Source organism: Agrobacterium sp. fls2-241-TYG-188a (assembly GCF_030209845.1).
The window spans coordinates 764,173-784,761 of record NZ_JARVRD010000001.1 but is presented as its reverse complement, the minus strand read 5'-3'; the positions used below and the strand labels follow the sequence as shown (position 1 = coordinate 784,761).

17 protein-coding genes are annotated in these 20,589 nt (G+C 57.8%); 7 read left to right on the top strand and 10 right to left on the bottom strand.

Features of this window, described 5'->3' with window-relative positions; genetic code table 11:
- The 5 genes from QRN85_RS03365 to QRN85_RS03345 form a co-directional block, all read right to left on the bottom strand.
- The gene (locus tag QRN85_RS03365) at window positions 1-831 is read right to left on the bottom strand and encodes a carbohydrate ABC transporter permease (protein ID WP_062587777.1); all 831 of its coding nucleotides are present in this window, start codon (window positions 829-831) and stop codon (window positions 1-3) included.
- 3 nt (window positions 832-834) lie between these two features.
- Window positions 835-1,767 (bottom strand): carbohydrate ABC transporter permease, encoded by a 933-nt coding sequence (locus QRN85_RS03360; protein WP_284757221.1) that lies wholly within the window; start codon window positions 1,765-1,767, stop codon window positions 835-837.
- Window positions 1,768-1,880: 113 nt separating this feature from the next.
- Window positions 1,881-3,140, bottom strand: coding sequence for an ABC transporter substrate-binding protein (locus QRN85_RS03355; RefSeq protein ID WP_113098104.1), 1,260 nt, complete (start codon window positions 3,138-3,140; stop codon window positions 1,881-1,883).
- Window positions 3,141-3,178: 38 nt separating this feature from the next.
- Entirely contained in the window at window positions 3,179-4,354 is a 1,176-nt protein-coding gene (locus QRN85_RS03350; RefSeq protein ID WP_284757220.1) for a PLP-dependent transferase, read from the bottom strand.
- Entirely contained in the window at window positions 4,351-5,043 is a 693-nt protein-coding gene (locus tag QRN85_RS03345; RefSeq protein ID WP_062587787.1) for a FadR/GntR family transcriptional regulator, read from the bottom strand. Before QRN85_RS03345 ends, QRN85_RS03350 begins: the two co-directional genes overlap by 4 nt.
- 250 nt (window positions 5,044-5,293) lie before the next feature.
- Between QRN85_RS03345 and QRN85_RS03340 the strand changes: the two genes are divergently transcribed.
- Both QRN85_RS03340 and QRN85_RS03335 read left to right on the top strand, forming a co-directional pair.
- Window positions 5,294-6,283: an AraC family transcriptional regulator gene (locus QRN85_RS03340; RefSeq protein ID WP_502870757.1), complete on the top strand. Its 990-nt coding sequence runs from the start codon at window positions 5,294-5,296 to the stop codon at window positions 6,281-6,283.
- Between the two features lie 58 nt (window positions 6,284-6,341).
- Entirely contained in the window at window positions 6,342-7,550 is a 1,209-nt protein-coding gene (locus tag QRN85_RS03335) for an MFS transporter (RefSeq protein WP_284757219.1), read from the top strand.
- A gap of 100 nt (window positions 7,551-7,650) precedes the next feature.
- Here the strand turns inward: QRN85_RS03335 and QRN85_RS03330 are convergent, their stop codons facing one another.
- Window positions 7,651-8,562 carry a LysR family transcriptional regulator gene (locus tag QRN85_RS03330; RefSeq protein WP_112962368.1) on the bottom strand — a complete coding sequence of 304 codons (912 nt, stop codon included), beginning with the start codon at window positions 8,560-8,562 and terminating at the stop codon, window positions 7,651-7,653.
- A gap of 141 nt (window positions 8,563-8,703) precedes the next feature.
- On the opposite strand from QRN85_RS03330, the gene QRN85_RS03325 reads away from it, so the two are divergent.
- The 3 genes from QRN85_RS03325 to QRN85_RS03315 all read left to right on the top strand — a co-directional run bounded on the left by QRN85_RS03325 (window position 8,704) and on the right by QRN85_RS03315 (window position 14,064).
- Window positions 8,704-9,501, top strand: coding sequence for an alpha/beta hydrolase fold domain-containing protein (locus QRN85_RS03325; RefSeq protein ID WP_062587796.1), 798 nt, complete (start codon window positions 8,704-8,706; stop codon window positions 9,499-9,501).
- 49 nt (window positions 9,502-9,550) lie between these two features.
- Window positions 9,551-10,741: an efflux RND transporter periplasmic adaptor subunit gene (locus QRN85_RS03320; protein WP_284757218.1), complete on the top strand. Its 1,191-nt coding sequence runs from the start codon at window positions 9,551-9,553 to the stop codon at window positions 10,739-10,741.
- A 131-nt stretch (window positions 10,742-10,872) separates the two neighbouring features.
- The gene (locus QRN85_RS03315) at window positions 10,873-14,064 is read left to right on the top strand and encodes an efflux RND transporter permease subunit (protein WP_062587800.1); all 3,192 of its coding nucleotides are present in this window, start codon (window positions 10,873-10,875) and stop codon (window positions 14,062-14,064) included.
- 98 nt (window positions 14,065-14,162) lie between these two features.
- Here QRN85_RS03315 and QRN85_RS03310 read toward each other — a convergent pair whose 3' ends face one another.
- Window positions 14,163-15,785, bottom strand: coding sequence for an LTA synthase family protein (locus tag QRN85_RS03310; protein ID WP_284757217.1), 1,623 nt, complete (start codon window positions 15,783-15,785; stop codon window positions 14,163-14,165).
- Between the two features lie 71 nt (window positions 15,786-15,856).
- Here QRN85_RS03310 and QRN85_RS03305 point away from each other — a divergent pair, with 71 nt between their 5' ends.
- Window positions 15,857-16,774 (top strand): lysylphosphatidylglycerol synthase transmembrane domain-containing protein, encoded by a 918-nt coding sequence (locus QRN85_RS03305; protein ID WP_284757216.1) that lies wholly within the window; start codon window positions 15,857-15,859, stop codon window positions 16,772-16,774.
- An 8-nt stretch (window positions 16,775-16,782) separates the two neighbouring features.
- Here QRN85_RS03305 and QRN85_RS03300 read toward each other — a convergent pair whose 3' ends face one another.
- The 3 genes from QRN85_RS03300 to ribA are packed head-to-tail and all read right to left on the bottom strand — an operon-like array spanning window position 16,783 to window position 19,428.
- Window positions 16,783-17,538 carry an FkbM family methyltransferase gene (locus tag QRN85_RS03300; RefSeq protein ID WP_284757215.1) on the bottom strand — a complete coding sequence of 252 codons (756 nt, stop codon included), beginning with the start codon at window positions 17,536-17,538 and terminating at the stop codon, window positions 16,783-16,785.
- Window positions 17,535-18,299 (bottom strand): CDP-alcohol phosphatidyltransferase family protein, encoded by a 765-nt coding sequence (locus QRN85_RS03295; protein ID WP_062587804.1) that lies wholly within the window; start codon window positions 18,297-18,299, stop codon window positions 17,535-17,537. Before QRN85_RS03295 ends, QRN85_RS03300 begins: the two co-directional genes overlap by 4 nt.
- A 22-nt stretch (window positions 18,300-18,321) precedes the next feature.
- The gene (gene ribA / locus QRN85_RS03290; RefSeq protein ID WP_284757214.1) at window positions 18,322-19,428 is read right to left on the bottom strand and encodes a GTP cyclohydrolase II RibA; all 1,107 of its coding nucleotides are present in this window, start codon (window positions 19,426-19,428) and stop codon (window positions 18,322-18,324) included.
- A gap of 154 nt (window positions 19,429-19,582) precedes the next feature.
- Between ribA and QRN85_RS03285 the strand changes: the two genes are divergently transcribed.
- Window positions 19,583-20,584: a zinc-dependent alcohol dehydrogenase gene (locus tag QRN85_RS03285; RefSeq protein ID WP_284757213.1), complete on the top strand. Its 1,002-nt coding sequence runs from the start codon at window positions 19,583-19,585 to the stop codon at window positions 20,582-20,584.
- The last annotated feature ends 5 nt before the right edge of the window (window positions 20,585-20,589 follow it).

The window sequence follows — 20,589 nt, the reverse complement described above, 5'->3', positions numbered from 1 at the left end:
TTATCCTTTCACCGCACCGGCCGTCAGGCCCTGCACGAGGTATCGTTGAATGAGCAGGAAGAAGAGGCATGCGGGGATCAATGCCAGCACGCCGGCCGCCATCATCTGTCCAAAGTCGACCGAGAATTTCGAGACGAAGGTCAGCAGACCAACCGGGAATGTGGCGCTTTCGTTTCCCGAGATCAGCATCAGGGCAAAGAGCAGCTCGCTCCAAGCTGCGGTGAAGACGAAGCCAAGCGTTGCGGCGATGCCCGGCAGCGTTAGCGGCAGAATGATCTGCCGGAACGCCTTGAACCGGCTGGCGCCATCAATCATCGCAGCTTCCTCAAGGTCTTTCGGAATGCCATCAAAGAAGGATTGCATGAGGAACGTCGCAAAGGGCACGTTGAAGGCCGTGTAGACGATGACAAGGCCCGTGAGGCTGTTCGTCAGGCCCAGCGGCGAAAGCATTTTGAAAATGGGCGCCACCAGCATGACGAGCGGAAACATCTGTGTGACCAGCATCAGTCCGATGACCCAGTATTTGCCGCGAAAACGGAAACGCGACAGCGCATAACCGGCCAGCGAAGACAGGATGGTGACCGCAAAAGCCGTAGAGCCCGCAACGATGACGCTGTTCTTGAAGAAGGTTGGAAACGCGCTGTTTTCGATGACGTAGCGATAGTGATCAAGCGTTGCATGCGATGGCCACATCCGCACGCCTTCGCTGTAAAGAAGATCGTTGGGCGTGACCGACACCTTGAGGAGCCAGAACAGCGGGAAGAGCGCAAAGATGACGTAGAGAAGAAGTGCGAAACGATGCGCAATTGTCAGGAAAATCCTGCTGGTCATAGGTCAATCCTTCTCAATAAGGCGCTGGCGCATGATGACGATGACCATGGAATAGGCGAGCAGAAGGACCAAGAGAGCCAGCGCGATGGCGGATGCGTAGCCGAAATCGAGCCGCTTGAAGGCCTGCGTGAAGATGTAGCTTGCAACGATCTGCGTGCGGTCGGCAGGCCCGCCATTGGTCATGACGATGATGAGATCGGCGAAATTCGCGATCCAGACAGTCCGCAGCAAAACCGTGATTGCGATGGTTGGCGCAAGAAACGGCAGCGTGATGGATGTGAAGCGCTGGAGCGGCGTTGCGCCATCAATCGATGCGGCCTCGTAGAGATCACGCGGAATGGCCTGAAGGGCGGCCAGCAGCGTGATGGCAAAAAACGGAATGCCCCACCAGACATTGGCGATGATCGGACCCCACATGGCCAGATGCGGATCCGCGAGAATGTTGTTGGGCGCAGAGAGCAGCCCCAGCGACGTCATCCAATGCGGCAGCGGACCGATGACCGGATTGAACAGCCATGCCCAGTTGAGCCCGGCCAGAAACGTCGGCACGGCCCATGGCAGGAAGACGAGCGCCTGCACCACGCCACGGCCCGCAAAAGGTTTGTCGAGAAGCAGGGCGAGAATAAGTCCGAAAAAGAATTGCAGAAAGACCGAAGCGCCGGTCCACCAGAGCGTGTTCTTCAGCGCGCGATAGAAGGCAACATCCTGCGAAAGCTCTCTGAAATGGTCGAGGCCGATGAACCCGCCGGAGAAAGGGTTGAGCAGTTGAACGTCGCGGAATGCGTAGGACAAGCCCAGAACCAGCGGCACCATCATGACCGTGATGATAAGGACCAGGACTGGCGCACTGTAAAGCCATGGCTCGGCGGCTCTTGCCAGACGCTGCAAAGCGGGCTTGCGGGCGGCCACGGGCCCGGCGGTTTGGGTATAGGACATCGAATGCTCCCCAGCGAAAGACGGCGAACGAGTGCGCCATGCGCTGATCTCGTTTGTTTCTGAACCGAAGCGGTGATCAGGCAGCGCGGATGGTCACGCGCTGCCTGTCTCGTTTATTTCGATTGCAGGAACTTCTGCTGAGCCTTGGTCATGTAGTCAGCCCACTGCTTGGCAAGTTCTTCCGGGGTGATGTCACCCAGAAGAGCTTCCTGCGATGACTTGATGACGAGCGAGTCCTTGAAGAATGCAAATTCCTCGAGATAGGTCGGCATGGTCGTCGGCACGGCATTCTTGTCTGCCAGTTCCTCGAACCAGCCCTTGAACTGCTCGCTGGCATAGAACGGATCTTTTTCTGCCGAGGTGTGAACGGGAAGCGCACCGGTTTTCTTGTTCCACTCGATGTTGCCTTCCGGCCCTTCCAGCGTCTCGATCAACTTCCAGGACAAGTCCTTGCTCTTGGAGGACGCCATCATCGACCAGCCCGCAAAGCCGATTGTGGGGAAGGTCTTGCCATCGGGACCCTTCGGCATCGTCATCACGCCGAAATCTTCCGCCTTCATGCGCTGGGCAATGGCAATCAGCGCATCCGGGTCCTGATCGAGGAAAGCGCATGTGCCGGAGTAGAAACCGGCCACGATCTCATTGAAGCCCCAGTTGACGCTGTCCTTCGGTGCGTAGCCGTTCTTGTAGAGATCGATGACATAGGTCAGGCCCTTTATCCAGCCGGGGCTGTCAAAGGTCGACTGTCCGTCCTTGGTGAAGAACTCGTTGGAGCCGGCCATGGACGCGCCGAACATGACCCAGCCATTCAGACCGCCCGGACCGCCGCGCAGGCAATATCCGTATTTTCCGGGGATGGCGGCAACCTTCTTGGAGGCATCGGCGAAGTCTTCCAGCGTCTTCGGCGGTTCCTTCACACCTGCCTGCTCAAGCAGCTTCTTGTTGTAGAACATGGCGCGCAGGTAAAAACCGTAGGGCAGCATGTAGGCCGTGTCCTTGACGTCACGGCCAAGCTCCAGCGTGCGGGCGCTCAAACCGGCGGTGTGTTCCCACTTTGCCAGATAGGGCTCGAGGCTTTCAAGCATGCCGTTATTGGCATAGAGCGACAGCCATGTATCAGGCATTTCAATGACATCGGGAACATCGCCTGCCGAAACCATGGTGGCAAATTTCTGGAATGCTTCGCTCCATGGAAGGGAGACGATTTCGACCTTCGTGCCGGGATTGGCGGCTTCGAATTTGGAGACGAGGCCCTTCAGGGTCTCGGTGCGTTCAGGGCTCGTGATGACTTCCACGAGCTTCAGAGTCGTGTCCGCCAGTGCCGTTCCGGCCATCAGGGCGGTGAAAAGTGTTGCTGCTACCAGTTTTTTCATTGCGTTCTCCCATTTTTTTGTCGTCGTTGGTCAATGCGTCAGGCGGCGGCAGATGCCTCCATGATCGCAGTATCAAGATCGTTCCAGAGCGCTTCTGTACCCTCAAGACCGACATGCAGGCGCACGGAGCGCGGGCTGATACCGAACGTATGCGCCGAATTCGGCTGCGCCTTCTGTTCGAGCACCACTTCGCCAGGGACGATCAGGCTTTCATGTCCTCCCCAGGAAACACCAAGTTTGAAAAGTTGAAGACGGTCGGCAAAGGCCCTGACATCAACGCCCTCGCGGAAAATGAATGAAAACAGGCCCGATGTGCCATTCAGGCCCGGCGGCAGGCGGTTCGCCAGACCCGGATGGCAAACCGTCTCGACGACATCGAGCGCCTGCAGACGTGAGGCGATTGCCAGCGCCGATTCCTGATGCGCCCGCATGCGAATGGGCAGCGTGCGCAATCCGCGGATCAAAAGCCAGGCATCAAACGGAGACATCTTGCCGCCCAGATAGGGATAGGCTTCGGCACGGATGGTATCGATCATCGCTTTCGAGCCCGCAACGATGCCGGACACCACATCGCTGTGGCCGCCGAGATATTTTGAGGCCGAATGCACGACCAGATCGACGCCAAGCGACAGCGGCTTTTGAAAGATCGGGCTCGCCCAGGAATTATCGATAACCGAAACCGCTCCGTGACGGCGCGCAATCGCAGCAAGCGCGCCGACATCATGCGCTTCCATGACCCAGCTCGTGGGGCTTTCCATGTAAAAAAGCTTTGCGCCCGGCATCGCCTTTTCGACGGCAGCCTCATCACGACCATCGACATAGGTCACGCCGATATTCATGCGCTTCATCAAGGTGCCGAAAAGACGGAAGGCATCCGGATAGACATGGCGCACGGCAACGATACGGTCTCCCGGTGAAACGAAAGACAGAACGGTGGACGAAATCGCCGCCATGCCACTGGCAAAGCCAAGCGCATCCTCCGCACCCTCAAGCTTGGCCAGCATTTCCTCAAACATCCGAACCGTCGGGTTCAGTCCACGCGTATAGACGGGGCGATTTCTCTCTCCACGATAAGTGGCGACCATTTCGTCATAGCTTGAGAAGGTGAAAAGCGAGGTCTGGACGATGGGCGGCACCACAGCCTCAAAGGCATGCGTTTCATCATGGGCAACGATGAGAGATGCGGGATCGTAGAGATCATTGCCTTGGCTCATTTGGACATGTCCTTGATATCTTCCTCGACGATGGCGAGGATTTTCAGCGTTTCTTCGCGTGCAGAGACCGCGTCCGAAGCGACAATGGCGTTGAACAGCGTGCGGTGGAATGGAAAGGAGCGCGCCGCGAAATCCGGCCTGTCGAACGGTTTCAACCAGAACCGCTCGAAGCCCTCACGCATCTGCTCCAGAAGCTGCTTGAACAGCGAATTGTGGGTGGCGTCATAAATGGAAAGGTGAAACGCGAGATCGGCCTTGCCGGACGTACCCTCGGCAAGATGGACACATTCCATTTCCTCAAGCCGCAGGCGCATGGTCTCGATATCCTCTTCCGTTCTGCGGCGCGCAGCGGCCATGGATGCCTCGACCTCTATTCCGCGTCGAACCTCCAGCGTCATCAGCAAAGCATCGCGCAGGCTTTCCGCCTCAATGGAAATCGGCATGTGAACGGTTGCGCTGGAAATCGGCTTGAGAAGGTAGTTGCCGCTACCCTTGCGGCTATCGATAACGCCAAGCGCCTGAAACTTGCGGATGACCTCTCGGATGGTGGAGCGCCCGACACCCAGCGCTGTCATAAGTTCACGCTCTGCAGGCAGGCGACTTCCGGCCTTCAGCCCGGCCCTGTTGACGAATTCCGCGAGCGCAGCCTCGACCTGGCGCACTCTGTCGACCGCAGGCAGCGGCGTCATCAGGTGACTGTCTATTGGCTTGTCCATCCAAAAACCCCGACCGTGCAGACGATAAATTGGTCTGACATCTTACCGATTAACACATATTAGGATTTTATCAAGACGGTCTCGTATTTTGGCCACCAGCCATTGTCCGAGGGAGCACACACATGCGGCTTCACACTGAAGGACCAATAGCCAGACATACTGCTAGCGCTGATTTGCGAAGATCAGCATTGAAAATGAGATGATCTGCATATAAATCATGTCCATGCTTGACCATTCACCCGAGAAGTTACCGTCTCCAGATTTGCCCATGGACGCCCTGAGCGAGGTCCTGCGGGACTTTCGCTTGAGCGGTGTCAACTATGGACGTTGCGAGTTGCGGCATCCGTGGAGCATTGCCTTTCCCGAACAACCGTTGTTGCGCTTTCACTTCGTCAGCCAGGGCCCATGCTGGATTCATACGGAAGCGCAGGGTTGGCAGGCGCTGAGTGATGGCGATCTGGTCCTCTTGCCACAGGGTGTTGCTCACCGCCTGGCAAGCGCACCGGATGTAGAGGGCGATTGCCGTAAATCATGCCAGGTAACGAAGCTTGAAAGCAGCGTCTGCGAAGTCGTCCGAGAGGGAACGGGTGCCACCGCAACCCTGTTCTGCGGATCCATGGCCTTGGGCGAGCACGCGCTTCATCCTCTGATTTCTTTGATGCCACCCATCATCCGGGGCTGTGATGTGGCCGGTAACGACCCGCTTATAGGACCCTTGCTGGCTGCCATGTCTGTCGAGGCCTCACAGCCACAGATGGGAAGCGCGACGGTTCTTTCGCGCATGGCCGACCTGCTGGCTGCCCGGCTTATTCGCTGCTGGGTCAATTGCAGTGGGGCATCAACCACCGGCTGGCTGGCTGCAATACGCGATCCTCATATCGGACGCGTGCTGGCCGCCATCCACCGCCAGCCTGGCCACCATTGGACGCTGGAAAACCTTGCCATTGTAGCAGGCCAATCACGCTCCATCTTTGCCGAGCGGTTTAGTTCTGTACTCGGCGAGGGCCCGGCCCGTTACCTCGCCCGTCTGCGTATGGAGCTTGCAAGAGAACTCCTGTCTCGAAAAGGGGTATCCGTAGCTGAAGTCGCCACACGCTTCGGATACGAATCGGAAGCGTCATTTGCGCGGGCGTTCAAACGTGTAACAAACATCTCTCCGGGCACTGTGCGCCGCACAAATTCCGGACGAACGGATATGAATTTAGGATTTTAAGGCACAGATCATCCTGAAAACTCCGTCTATAGATGTCCTTAGTTTAGGAGACACCGAAATGACGGACACGACTTTGCAGCTCGACAAACCAATCACCGATTTAGAAACAGAAGAACAAAGCACATGGACGGCAGCGACCTGGCTTGCCGTCCTTTCCATGGCCGCTACCAGCTTTGCTCTGGTGTCGGCCGAGTTTCTGCCAGCCGGACTCTTGACGCCGATGGCGCGCGACCTGGGCATCAGCGAAGGGACAGCCGGGCAGGTCGTCACGGCCACGGCCTCCGTTGGCGCGATTACGGCGCTATTCAGCAATGTCCTGATCGGTAGATTGAACCGCAAGACAGTTTTGGTTGCTCTTACCGCACTCGCAGTCGGATCTAACATCCTTGCCGCTACGGCGAGCGAATTCTGGTTGTTGTTGGTAGGTCGAGCCGGATTGGGCATTGCACTGAGTGGCTTCTGGGCGCTTTCGGTTGCCGTCGTTGCAAGACTGGTGGGCACCAATGCAACGGGCCGCGGCATGGCGATCGTCACCCTCGGCGTTTCCTTGGCCACCATAGCTGCGCCTTCCATGGGAGCCCTGATCAGCGACTGGCTGGGTTGGCGAACGGCGATGGGGTTAACTGCCGGACTTGCCGTCATTGCCATGGTGATGCAGGCGGTGAGCCTGCCATCCCTGCCTGCCAGCACAAGCAACAGCCTGATCGACGTGCTCAAGCTGACGCGGCGACGCGGCGTTCAGTTGGGCATGTTAGCCATCCTTTTGCTTATGACCGGACATTTCGCTGGCTCGATCTATGTACGACCATTCCTCGAGCAGGTGACGTTGCTCGATACGCAATCAATCGCCCTCGCCCTGCTCGGTTTCGGCATCGCCTCCGTTGTCGGCAACGTCGCTGGTGGCAGGATGGCAGATGCCAGTATCAGCATGGCGCTCGTGGTCACCGCTGCACTGATGGCGTTGGCGGCAATCACTCTGGTCATTAGCGGTGCTTATGCTGCTGTCGCGTTCACTTTGGTCGCGCTCTGGGGCTTCGCCTTCGGCATGGCGCCAGTGGTGCTACCAACCAACCTGTCCCGCAGCGCACCTGATGATCTCGAGGCGGCAGGCAGCCTGATGGTTGTTTCCTTCCAGGTCGCAATCAGCATCGGGGCGGTTGTCGGTGGTTATGTCGTGGATACATACGGTGCCGCAGGGCCGCTGACCCTGACTGCCATCCTCGCGGCCGCGACCGTCGCGCTGGCGCTCGTTCAACCCCGCAGTTGACGGCTTGGCTTGAAGCAAGTGACCCTCATCAGGACAAGTCGATCTTGTCCTGATGTATGAGCTTGGAGCACATCTGCTGCCTCCAGGAAGCCCGGCCGGATTACAAAGACCCCAGCGCACTTCTGTTCAGCAGCTTTGCCACCCAGTCCACGAAAACGCGAACCTTGTTCGTCACGTGTCGCGTCTGCGGATAGACGATATAGATGGGCATGGCCTCGCTTTTCCACTCGGGAAGGATTTGGACCAGTTTGCCCTCCTTTATCTCCTTCCTGATGGAGAACGGCACCAGTTGCCCGACACCCATCCCAGCGAGAATTGCGTTTTGATAAGTACGGGCGTCGTTGGCGGAGACGATGTAGCGGGGGGTGATCTCCGTTGAGCGAATACCATTATCGAAGGCCATGCTCATGACTTGTCCTGCGCTGGCATTGAGATATCCAACGCAGTAGTGATCGATCTCAAGGTCTTCCGGCTGCTGGGGTATGCCGAAACGTTCGATGTAACCGGGTGATGCGCAGGTGATGAAATCGAGTTCCGATACTTTGCGGGCAATGAGCGACTGGTCGCGCAGGGTCCCTACCCGCAAGGCGCAATCGACGTTTTCTGCGATATAATCGACCAGCCGGTCTCCGACGCCGATATCGAGCCGAATCAGAGGGAAGCGCTCGTGAAAATCGCAAAGGTTTGGAATGATGATCTCGTCGGCAAAGACACCAGCCATTTCCACACGAAGGCGGCCCGATGGCTGGACGTTGGCGTTGGAAAGGCTGCTGTCCAGTTCATCGATTTCCGACAGGATCTGGGTCGCGCGTTCGTAATAAAGCGCACCGTCCGTTGTGACCATAACCCGGCGCGTTGTCCGGTTCAGAAGCGTGGTCCGCAGATGCGCTTCAAGCCCCTGCACCATGTTGGTGACCGTGGTCTTTGGAATGTTGAGAGCGTTGGCAGCCCGGGTGAAATTCCCTGTTTCCACCACCCGTGCAAACACACGCATCGCCGCTAACTGATCCATTGTTGGCCTTTTCGTTCGATTGTCCGTGAATTTGGAATAGTGTTTTCAATTTTGCCCGCTTGTGCAATTTATCTCGAACAATAATATCTAATTCAGAAATTGCTGCAAGACCCGTTGCAAACGGGTCGCGAAGGAAACGAAATGAACACGCAGTGGCAGACGATCGAGAGCAGCGGGGCAACACAGCCACCCTTGTCCGTTCGTATCTACAAGGGTGAAGGTGAAAACCGGACGCCGCCGCTCGTGCTTTATCTTCGTGGCGGTTCTTTTCTGGAGCAAGGCGCTCGCTGTCCGGAGCTTCCGGTTGCACGAGCACTTGCCGACAAGGGTGCAGTCGTCATCGAAGCGGATTACAGCACAAGCTCGTGCAACGAGTTTCCAGCTGTCATCGATTGTGCGTTCGAGGCCCTGAATTGCCTGAGCAACAGCCGCAAGCAATATGGCAGCGCAAAATCGCTGCTGTTCGTTGCGGGTGAAGAGGCAGGCGGCAATGTGGCAGCCGGTCTGGCGCTAAAGGCGCGAGACAGGATGCCGGGAAAATTGGCAGGGCAGATTTTGCTCTCACCGATGATCGATCCGCTGATGGCGTCCATGTCCTTTCGGGATGCCGACAAGATCGGTATGCGGCAGCGCTGGGCTGAGGGCTGGAGCCGGTATCTGGCAAAGGCCTGCGGAGTGGCACATCCCTATGCCGCCCCCTGCCAGTGTACGCGGCTCGACCGGGTGGCACCGGCATTGATTTTTACAGCCGAGGACGATCCTCTGCATGACGAGACCGTCAATTACGCCGGTCGCCTGAGTGATGCAGGAATACGCGTTCGGCAGCATGTTTTCCCTGCCGGTTCCGGCTGGACGGGGCTTTATCGCGGTGAAGGTGGCACATGGCTTTCTGCTGTCTGCGCCGAGTTTGCGGATTTCGTTCAAGACCTGAAGCATTAGCATTCATTACACCAACTGATCGGCTTCTGATGAGGCCAAGGAGTATCCCATGACGCTCAAGAACAAGCGCCGTGCCCTTGCGGGTGCCGGCATCGGCCTTGCCGTGTCCGTTGCAGCAGCGGCATTTCTATTCGATCTTCCCATGACTACGGGTGCCGTGGCAGCATCCGCTCCTGCAGAAACGCCGGCGATTCCTGTAACCGTCGCCACCGTTGAAAGCCGTGACATCACGCATTGGGAGCAGTTTTCAGGCCGTCTCGAAGCGGTAGAACGCGTCCAGATCCGCTCCCGTGTCGCGGGCCAAATCCAGGCAGTCCATTTCCGTGAAGGCGCATTGGTCAAGGCCGGTGATCTCCTCTTTACAATCGATCCCGCACCGTATCAGGCAGCGGTTGCCGGTGCGGAAGCACAGGTTGCCTCTGCACAGGCCAAGGTTGGGCTCGCCACAACCGAGCTTGAGCGCGGTCGCCGCCTCTCGGACAACCGCACCATCTCGCAAAGCGATCTCGACCAGCGCCAGAGCAATGTTGCGGATGCCGAAGCACAGTTGCGGGCCGCCCGTGCCGCATTGACCACGGCGCAGCTCGATCTCAGCTATACACAGCTTCGCGCACCAGTCTCCGGACGCGTTGGCAAGCTGGATATTACCGTCGGCAATCTGGTTGCCGCCGGATCTGCCTCGCCAGCGCTTACGACACTGGTATCGGTCGACCCGATCTATGCCAGCTTCAACGCCAGCGAAGAGATGGTTACCAAGGCGCTGTCGCAATTGCCCGTATCCGATGGCGCGCTTCAGGCCTTGGAGCAAATCCCGGTCGAAGTCGGCACGCTTGCCGATGAGGGCACGCCCATCAAAGGCACGCTTCATCTCATCGACAATCAGGTCGATGGTGCAAGCGGCACCATCGGGGTGCGCGCCGTCTTTGCCAACACGGATGGACGCCTGATCCCCGGCCAGTTCGTGCGGGTGCGCCTGGGTGAGCCGAAGTCGGAAAACCGCATCGTCATCACCGACCGCGCCATCGGCACCGATCAGGACAAGAAGTTCGTCTTCGTGGTGGATGGCGAGAATAAGGTTAACTACCGCCAGATAAAGCCCGGCGCAGCCGCAGATGGCCTGCGTGTGGTGGAAAGCGGCCTTGCCGCAGGCGACAAGATTGTCGTCAACGGTTTGCAGCGTATTCGCCCCGGTGCCGTTGTCGCTCCGCAGACCGAAGACAAGGTCGCAGCCTCGCAATAACATTCCGGCGGGCCTGCTCCCAAGGGGTCCGCCGTCCCCATTGATCAGAACAGGAAACGAAGACCTGCCGGTGGCAATTGCCGCCGGAGCGGTCCTTCGCGTCCAGATTTTCACCCGGAGAGGGCTAAATCATGAACATCTCCAGATTTTTCGTAGACCGGCCGGTCTTTGCCGGCGTCCTATCGGTCCTTATCGTGGTCGCTGGCCTTATCGGCATGCGCGCGCTTCCGATTTCCGAATATCCGGAAGTCGTGCCACCTTCCATCGTCGTGCGCGCCACCTACCCTGGCGCCAACCCGAAGGTCATTGCTGAAACGGTTGCAACACCGCTTGAAGAGCAGATCAACGGCGTAGAAGACATGCTCTACATGTCCAGCCAGGCGACTTCGGACGGCGTCATGACGCTGACCGTCACCTTCAAGCTGGGCACGGACCCGGACAAGGCGCAACAGCTGGTCCAGAACCGTGTTTCGCAGGCAGAACCTCGCCTGCCCGCCGAAGTCAGAAGCCTTGGCGTCTCGACCGTCAAAAGCTCGCCCGACCTGATGATGGTCGTGCATCTGGTGTCACCCGGCAATCAGTATGACCTGACCTATCTGCGCAACTACGCCGTCCTCAACATCAAGGACCGTCTGGCGCGCATCGAAGGTGTTGGCCAGGTGCAGATTTTCGGTGCCGGCGACTATTCCATGCGCGTGTGGATCGATCCGCAAAAGGCGGCTGAGCATAATCTTGCCGCCAGCGACATCAGCAACGCCATCCGCGAGCAGAACGTGCAGGCCGCGGCCGGCACGATCGGTGCCTCGCCAAGCCTTAACGGCGTTGATCTTCAGCTGAACGTCAACGCTCAAGGACGCCTTTCGACACCGGAGGAATTTGGTAACATCATCGTCAAAAGCGGTGCGAATGGTGAAATTACCCGCCTTCGTGACGTTGCCCGCGTAGAACTGGGTGCAGCCGATTACGCGCTGCGCTCGCTGCTGGATGGCGAATCTGCCGTGGCCATTCCCGTCTTCCAGGCGCCCGGCTCCAACGCGATTACCATCTCGGATCAGGTTTCGGCGACCATGCAGGATCTGCAGAAGGCCATGCCAAACGGCGTGAAATACGAGATCGTCTACGATACGACGCAATTCGTCCGCGCCTCCATCGACAAGGTCATCGACACCCTGCTGGAAGCCATCGCGCTTGTCGTCATCGTCGTCATCCTGTTCCTCCAGACATGGCGCGCCTCGATCATCCCGCTCATTGCCGTCCCCGTATCCATCATCGGCACATTCGCGGTGATGTATGTCTTCGGCTTCTCGATCAATGCACTCAGCCTCTTCGGTCTGGTGCTTGCCATCGGCATCGTGGTGGACGACGCCATCGTGGTGGTGGAAAACGTCGAGCGCAATATCGAGAACGGCCTGTCTCCCCGCGATGCGACCTACCGCGCCATGAAGGAAGTCTCCGGCCCCATCATCGCCATCGCGCTGGTGCTGGTCGCCGTCTTCGTGCCGCTTGCCTTCATCTCGGGTCTGTCGGGCCAGTTCTACCGCCAGTTCGCCTTGACGATTGCGATTTCGACCGTCATCTCGGCCATCAATTCTTTGACGCTGTCTCCAGCGCTGGCTGCCTTGCTTCTCAAGGATCACCATGCGCCTAAGGACTGGCTGACCCGTGGGATGGACAAGGTGCTTGGCGGCTTCTTCCGTGGCTTCAACCGTGCCTTTGGTGCGGCCTCGAATGGTTACGGCAGGAGCGTCGGCGGCTTGCTCAATCGCAAGAGCATCGTGATGCTGGTCTATGTGGTTCTCGCTGGCGCGACCTATGGCATGTTCAATGCCGTTCCCGGCGGCTTCGTGCCCGCGCAGGACAAGCAGTATCTGATCGGCTTTGCCCAGCTGCCGGATGCCGCAAGTCTTGATCGCACGGAAGATGTCATCAAGCGCATGAGCGACATCGCCATGCAGCAGCCTGGTGTCGAACATGCGATTGCGTTTCCTGGCCTATCCATTAACGGCTTCACCAACAGCTCCAATGCGGGCGTCGTCTTCGTGGCCTTGAGCCCGTTCGAGGAGCGCACGACACCGGAACTATCGGGCGGCGCCATTGCCATGGCACTGAACCAGAAATTCGGCGCCGTTCAGGATGCTTTCATCGCCATGTTCCCGCCACCGCCGGTTAACGGTCTTGGCACAACGGGCGGTTTCAAGCTGCAGATCGAAGACCGGGCGGGCTTCGGATACCAGCAGCTGGACGAGGTGACCAAGGCCTTCCTTGCGAAAGCCTATCAGACGCCTGAACTGGCCGGTCTGTTCTCCAGCTTCCAGATCAACGTGCCGCAGCTTTATGCGGATCTGGACCGCGCCAAGGCCGAGCAACTCGGCGTTTCCGTCACCGATGTTTTCGAGACGCTGCAGATCTATCTCGGCTCTCTCTACGTCAACGACTTCAATGCCTTTGGTCGCACCTACAGCGTGCGGGTACAGGCTGACGCGAAGTTCCGTTCGCAGGCGGAAGATATCGGCCAGTTGAAGGTTCGCTCGTCGAATGGACAGATGATACCACTCTCGGCACTGCTGAAGGTGGATGCAACAACAGGACCTGAGCGGACCACCCGCTACAATGGCTTCCTCTCTGCCGATATCAATGGCGGTCCTGCACCGGGCTTCTCTTCCGGCGAAGCGCAGGCAGCCATAGAACGCATCGCCAACGAGACCTTGCCATCGGGTATCGCTTACGAGTGGACGGATCTGACCTATCAGCAGATCCTTGCCGGAAGCTCGGGTTTCCTCGTCTTCCCGCTCGCTCTGCTGCTGGTCTATCTGGTGCTTGCCGCGCAGTATGAAAGCCTCACATTGCCGCTCGCCATCATCATGATCGTGCCCATGGGCGTGCTGGCGGCCATGACGGGCGTCTGGTTGACAGGAGGTGACAACAACATCTTCACCCAGATCGGCCTCATCGTCCTTGTAGGACTATCGGCGAAAAACGCGATCCTGATCGTGGAATTCGCCCGGGAACTGGAGTTCGAAGGCCGCTCGCCGGTTGCCGCAGCCATCGAAGCAAGCCGCCTTCGCCTGCGCCCGATCCTGATGACGTCACTCGCCTTCATCATGGGCGTGGTGCCGCTGGTCATCTCCACCGGTGCTGGTGCGGAAATGCGCTCGGCCATGGGTGTCGCCGTGTTCTCCGGCATGATCGGCGTCACGATCTTCGGCATCTTCATGACACCGGTCTTCTACGTCCTGGTCCGAAAACTCTCCGGCAACCGCCCGCTGATCCAGCACAAGGAAGAACCTGCCAATACCGACTATAAGATGCACGAAGCCGTTTGATTGCTGAATCATGAAAAACCAAGCCCCGGGACAAGACGTTCCGGGGCTTTTGTTTTGAACGCCGGCCAGTCTTTCTGGGCTGAGAGACGGGCCGCAGCTCACATCCCGCCAAATGCGCCAAGCAGTAGGCTGCGTAACTCATCCATTCGCGGTTCACCTCTCGCTCCAGATACCGTCATGCCATCCGTGAAGCCAGCCTCCAGAAACGGGGCCAGAAGCTTCGCGTCGTCCGCGACGATATGTACAGGGACGGCTCTGGATGCGCCGGGGCCGGTAATGATGGATGCGGGCTGGTGATCTCCAAGGATGATATAGATGGCGCCCCGTCCCTGCCGCGCCATGAAATCTCCAAGGGTTGCAAGGGAATAATCGATGGTCTGGATATATTGCCGTCTCACACGATCGGGATTGGCCCAGACTACGGAGGGAGGATCGCCGCTGGTTGCCTGCTCGTCGAAAGCTGAGCCATCGCCCACCTCGTTCCAATCAATGAGTCTGGGCACTGGTGTCCAAGGCGCGTGGCTGGAAATGAGGGCAATTTCTGCCATGACGTTCTGCCCGCGCTGATGCGCAGGCTTTATCGCCAGCCGATCAAGCGCAGACAGGGTATACTGATCCGGCATGGTGACCCAGTTGAACGGCTTGCCCCGATAGTCGAGGTCAGATGCCGCCAGGATCTGGTCATAGCCGAAATAGTTGGCCTCCGGCCATGCCATCGTGATTGCAGGCATGACTGCCACACTGTGCCAGCCAGCTTCAGAAAACAGCCGGTTCAGGCTCGGTTGTCGGCTGATCATCAATCGGTCGTAACGGGCCTGACTATCGACCCAAAGGCCGGACAGCAACGTGCCGTGCGCCAGCCAGCTTAACCCGCCCACTGTTGGAGACGTGATCCAGCCGCTGGCAGACTGGAGACCGACCGCTTGGATTTGCTTCTCGATGGCGGCGAGCCTTGGCGACGTTACGTCTTTATATTGCGAATCCTCGACGGCAGATCGCCCGTAGGATTCCACAAAAATAACGTAGATGTCCTTGCCCTTCACGGCTTGAAAGAGGTTTTGCCCGTTTTGCGGACCGATGCCCTTTGCCAGTTCCTTTTCAAAGACCCGCATATCCGCAACAGAGCGGACAATAAGGTCGAGCCTGGAAGAAAGGTAGGCGGGCGTTGCGAACGTGACCTGTGGCGCTCCGAGCAAAAGCAGACAGCCAGATGCAGCCGTGACGAGGGCAAAGGTTCCAGCCAGCAGGTGCAGCAGGCGTTGCGGGGCTTGGGTCATCCACTTCAACGACTTGAGAAACAGGGCTGCCACCAGAAGGATGAGGAGTGCACCGCAAATCAGAGCGACAACGGCTGCTGCAGTGCCTATCGTACCGGAAATCAGGTTCCAGCCATCGGTCAGCATCTTCAAATCGAGATAAGGATTGAACTGTCTCTGAAAGGCGCTCTGGACGCCGATATCTGCGACCTTCAACAACAAGACGAGAAAAACGATGAAGCCGGAGACAAAGACAATTGTACGTCTGAGCCATCCCCGCGATATCAGCACCAGAAGAGCGATGAGAGGCCATTCCAGCGGCAGGCGGGCGAAGTTGCTTGCACTTAGGGTGTCTGGATGGTCAGGCAGCGTGAAGGCGACAAACGCGGTTGCAGAGAATAGTAGAGCGCCAATCAACGCTTTCAAGGTAATGTGATCCCATCCTGCCCTGATTGTGCTGCTCACTTCGATCCGCTCCTCACTATGTTATGCAAAGGTCTGCTAAATAACCGCAGAGAATATAAGGGCCTCAACGCTTGAACACACTGCGCATAATAATATCGGTCATAACGCTGATCGCGCTTGCCGCTATTATCGTCCAGACTGATCTGTCGGCACTCGAGCAATCTCTGTCGCGCATCTCGTGGGTAGCGATCATCGCCTGTCTCGGATTGGTGCAGGTGCAGATTATCGTCTCGGCGTTGCGGTGGCGGTTTACCTCCCAGCGGCTGGGGCATCACATAGCGCTGCCGATGGCAATCCGGGAATATTACGTCGCAAGCTTTCTCAACCAAACTCTGCCCGGAGGAGTGACGGGCGATGCCATAAGAGCGTGGAGAATGCGTGGCGATGAACCTGGGGCCTGGAGGCAACCCGCTAAGGCGGTTCTTTTTGAAAGACTGTCCGGCCAGATCGTGTTTTTCGGGCTGGCATTGATTGGGCTCGCTGTCTGGCCATTCGTGACCACGAGCAGTTTCGGCCAGTATACCAATCATTATGTCTGCGTCGGCGTCGCGTTGAGCGCGATCGCTTTGATCGTTGTACTTCTGGTGAAGCGTAAGGGAGCGGTCATAGGCACGCTCAGTGAAGAGCTTTTGGAGGTCTTTCTTCGGCGAAGGGCTTGGCTTTTTCAGGCAGTCACAAGCATCGCCATTCTTGCCAGCTACGTAGGTGTATTCTTTATCGCCGCGACGGCTACAGGATCTGACTTGCCCTGGACTGCGTGTCTCACGATCATCCCCTTCTGCCTCGTTGCGATGTTGATACCAACCGGCTTCGGGGGATGGGGGACACGCGAGGCAGCGGCCATGGCGCTCTGGCCCATGCTCGGCGCATCGTCCGTCGACGGACTTGCCGCCAGCATTACCTACGGATGGCTGTCGCTTGCGGGAGCAGCGCCGGGAATCGTCTTTCTCGCAGCGGCTGCCTTTCGAAAGCGGCCAAGCCATGCGTGACACCGATTTCACGCGCGGCTGACCCTGGCGTAGACATCGCCCGATAAAGCGTCTTGCGGCATCGCTTTCAGTTCCGCGAGGATCTCTGCGCCGGTTTTCCAATCCGGAGATACAAACCGATGCGTTTCACCCTCAACGCGATTGAACCGGTAGTCGGCAAGTGCCTGCAAAACAGCGATGGCCTCAGATGCAACGGACGGCATTGCGGGAATATATTCGAAAGCAACGAGATTGATCGGCCTCGTGAGACCGGAAAGCACTTCCGCTTCCGCGCCCTCCACATCGATCTTGCAAAAGGCTGGCAGGCCATATGTATCAATGAGGTCATCCAGCGTTTTCATGGGCACGGTAACTTTCCGATCCCATTCGACGTGGGCAAAGCCTGCACTTTGCTTTACGGCATCGACAAAGCTTCCCGAAACACTTGTCACGGTGGGATGGCGGCTGGAAATCAACAGTTCCACCTCGCCCTGCCGCCGACCAACCGCTACACGTTCGAAACCCTCAAGCTCCTGGCCAAGACGTCGCTCCACGAAATCAGCGAACAAAGGCTGCGGCTCGATTGCCACGACTTTGGCACCGATGTCTAAGAGCGTCCGCGAGCGGCTGCCAACGTGAGCGCCGATATCAAATGCGAGTTCACCGGGAGCGACAAGAGAACGGTAAAAGCGTTTCAGTGCGTATCGTCGCCATGGCTGGCCATAATAGACGACGAGGGAACGAGCGAGTCCCAACGATGAAGAGAGGCTGTCGGCAGTTTTCATATGCCCACCCGCCGCCGTGTGAGATAGACAATATCCAGTGTAAAGGAATAGGCCAGCATGGCGAGGGCGATAGCCGCAAGATAGCCGGACAATGGCACCGTTACTGCCGGAACGAGTATCAGGCAGAGGACCGACACCTGTACGACGCAAACGAATTTTCGTCTGAGTGAAGGTGGCAAATCAGCGCTGAGAAAGGGTGCAACCCAGCCTGCAGCGACGAAAGCGTATCGCATGAGCCCTATCATGAGCACCCAAGCGCCGGCTTTATCCAGCATTGCAGCGGCGACAGAGAGGATGAGGATAAGTAGAGCATCCACCTCCATATCGAAGCGAGCGCCGAGTTCCGATTCCTGATGATATCGCCGTGCGAGATAGCCATCTATGCCATCCAGCGAGAGTGCAAGCGCAACGACGCCAACGAGTATCCAGAGAACCGTGTCGGCGTTGTGCAGGCTTTCGAAACACAGGACGGTAGCGCCGGTGAGGCAGACAAGCGTGGCCCGAAACGCTGTGACGATGTTCGCGTATCCAAACCGTCGATGCGGATAATCCGGCAGAAGATATACGACAAAGCCGAAAACGATGGATAGAGAAAGGATGGCGGCCGCGACGAAGTCCCATCCGAGAGACATTTCGGTGCGAACCAGTAGCGCGACGATGATTGTTCCGAGCATCAAATAGCCAAGATGCCCGAGCGTGTTTTGCACAAGCGGCCGTCTTCCCTTGAGGCCGCCAGGTACCTCACCATGGATCAGTGCCATTCAGTCCTCCCTACGACCGCATTCACTCGGCCGCAACCAATGCATTGAGATCCATGAGGTGACCAGCACGTAGTGTTTTGGTACGAAGGTAGTTCTGGTTTTCCAGGGTCACCGTACCATTTACCGCAGCGCGGGCATCGACTTCGATACCACCTGCCCTCAGCCCGTTGATCTTCGTTGGATTGTTCGTATAGACCGCGACCTTGGTGATGTTCAAATGGCGGAGAATTGCGACCGCCGCTTCATAGCGTCGGTGATCGTCTGCCAGACCGAGTTCGGCGTCAGCGTCAATCGTATCCAGGCCCTGATGCTGATAGCCATAGGCACGCATTTTTGCGCCAATGCCGGTGCCGCGTCCTTCCTGATCGAGATAAAGGAGCACGCCGCCGCCCGCCTGTTTCAACAGGGCCAGACCGTTACGAAGCTGATCGCCGCAATCGCACTTCAAGGAGCCGCAGAGATCGCCCGTGATGCAGGACGAGTGGATACGGATTGGTACCGTTCGTGACACGTCGGGTTTGCCAACAATGACTGCAACCTGGTCCTTCTGGGCAAGACCGCCGCGGAAGACGACAAATTCGGAATCTCCAAGATCCTTGAGAGGGACCCGGGTGCGCACCACCTGTTCGAAGCGCTGACGCGCTGTCTCCGCACCCTTCAGCCGTGCAGCGGATACCTCACAGCATCCGGCAAAATCGTCCTGGAAAGCCGAAACGTCGGCCAACACCATTGCGGGGAGAAGGAGAGCTGTCCTTGCCAGCTCTGCTGTTTGCGACGCCAGCTCATCTGCCTCCATCCATGTGTCCGGCTTGTCCGCGCCGAGCACATAAGAGAAAGTGGACGCCTGCTCAAAACTCACACCAGCGAGGGGCGCCAATATGTCGCCGTTGCCGACAATGCCGAGCCGGGTGGCGCGGGGCGCAGTGAGGAGCAGTGAGTGCGTGTCCCTCGTTGCCTCGGCGAACTGATCGTATAAAGACGGCGTGACAGCGTCGAGTGCCATGACGGCGATCTTTCGTTCACCTGATGACATGAGGACAGGGCGACCGTAGCGAAGCTCAGCAACGGCGCGTTCGACCTCCATCTCAGGAGTTGCAAGTCGGAAAGCTGACTGGTTGATTGGCGGCATATGACATACTCTCCCTAAGCTTTATTGTTTTTTACGGAGAGGATCGCATCTGGATTTCTCTCGCGTCATAAATTTATTTTGGCAGTGACCACGGAACAAAACGCGCGTCTCGGCAATACGCTCCATTCAACACGCATTAATCGGGATCACCCTTTTGGCATCTCCTATCGGCACCGCCACACAGTCCGGACACACCCCATGCCGGGCACTTTGGATCGAGCGCGCAGAATATTGTGAATTGAAAGAGGAGCAGCTCAGGCAACGCCGCGATAATGAGGTGCTCGTACGCACTCTTTACACCGGTATCAGCAGGGGTACGGAAGCGCTGGTGTTCAAGGGCGCCGTGCCCAGCACCGAATTTGAGAGAATGCGTGGCCCCCATATGGAAGGCGACTTTTCGTTTCCCGTCAAATACGGTTATTCCTCCGTCGGGATTGTGGAAGAAGGGCCAGCCGACGTGGTCGGCAAGACCGTCTTCTGTCTTCACCCTCACCAGAACGCCTTCGTTACGGCGAAGGACATGGTCACTGCATTGCCGGAGAAGCTTCCGCCCGCTCGGGCCGTGCTCGCCGCCAATATGGAAACGGCGCTCAACATCGTGTGGGATGCTGTCATTCAACCCGGAGACCGCGTTGCGGTCTTTGGCGGTGGTGTTGTGGGCACAATGGTCGCCAATCTCTCCAACCGGATTGCAGGGACGGAAACTGTCCTTGTCGATACCAACCCAGAGCGTCGTCATCACGCAAAAGCCATGGGTTTAGCCTTCATAGAGGCCGAAAATCTGGAGGGGGAATTCGACGTCCTCATCAATGCTTCGGCATCCGGCGAAGCACTTGCGCAGGCCATCCATCATGCAGGAATGGAAGCGCGCATCGTGGAGGCCAGCTGGTACGGCGACAAATCCGTCACGATCCCGCTGGGCGGCAGCTTTCACTCCAGACGGCTTTCGCTCGTGAGTTCGCAGGTCGGTTCCATTCCCAAATTACACAGCGCGCGTTGGACGTTCGGCCGGCGAATGGCGAAAGCACTTGAACTCCTCCTCGACGACACACTCGACCACCTGATTTCCGGCGAGACAGCCTTTGCTGATCTGGCGGGCGATTACCCACGTATCCTGTCATCACAGGACACGCTTTGCCACCGCATCCATTACTGAAGAAA

What these genes read in the sequence shown, in the direction of transcription:
- QRN85_RS03365 (WP_062587777.1), bottom strand. Translation starts at nt 831, where the DNA reads ATGACCAGCAGGATTTTCCTGACAATTGCGCATCGTTTCGCACTTCTT.
- QRN85_RS03360 (WP_284757221.1), bottom strand. Translation starts at nt 1,767, where the DNA reads ATGTCCTATACCCAAACCGCCGGGCCCGTGGCCGCCCGCAAGCCCGCT.
- QRN85_RS03355 (WP_113098104.1), bottom strand. Translation starts at nt 3,140, where the DNA reads ATGAAAAAACTGGTAGCAGCAACACTTTTCACCGCCCTGATGGCCGGA.
- QRN85_RS03350 (WP_284757220.1), bottom strand. Translation starts at nt 4,354, where the DNA reads ATGAGCCAAGGCAATGATCTCTACGATCCCGCATCTCTCATCGTTGCC.
- QRN85_RS03345 (WP_062587787.1), bottom strand. Translation starts at nt 5,043, where the DNA reads ATGACGCCGCTGCCTGCGGTCGACAGAGTGCGCCAGGTCGAGGCTGCG.
- QRN85_RS03340 (WP_502870757.1), top strand. Translation starts at nt 5,294, where the DNA reads ATGCTTGACCATTCACCCGAGAAGTTACCGTCTCCAGATTTGCCCATG.
- QRN85_RS03335 (WP_284757219.1), top strand. Translation starts at nt 6,342, where the DNA reads ATGACGGACACGACTTTGCAGCTCGACAAACCAATCACCGATTTAGAA.
- QRN85_RS03330 (WP_112962368.1), bottom strand. Translation starts at nt 8,562, where the DNA reads ATGGATCAGTTAGCGGCGATGCGTGTGTTTGCACGGGTGGTGGAAACA.
- QRN85_RS03325 (WP_062587796.1), top strand. Translation starts at nt 8,704, where the DNA reads ATGAACACGCAGTGGCAGACGATCGAGAGCAGCGGGGCAACACAGCCA.
- QRN85_RS03320 (WP_284757218.1), top strand. Translation starts at nt 9,551, where the DNA reads ATGACGCTCAAGAACAAGCGCCGTGCCCTTGCGGGTGCCGGCATCGGC.
- QRN85_RS03315 (WP_062587800.1), top strand. Translation starts at nt 10,873, where the DNA reads ATGAACATCTCCAGATTTTTCGTAGACCGGCCGGTCTTTGCCGGCGTC.
- QRN85_RS03300 (WP_284757215.1), bottom strand. Translation starts at nt 17,538, where the DNA reads ATGAAAACTGCCGACAGCCTCTCTTCATCGTTGGGACTCGCTCGTTCC.
- QRN85_RS03295 (WP_062587804.1), bottom strand. Translation starts at nt 18,299, where the DNA reads ATGGCACTGATCCATGGTGAGGTACCTGGCGGCCTCAAGGGAAGACGG.
- ribA (WP_284757214.1), bottom strand. Translation starts at nt 19,428, where the DNA reads ATGCCGCCAATCAACCAGTCAGCTTTCCGACTTGCAACTCCTGAGATG.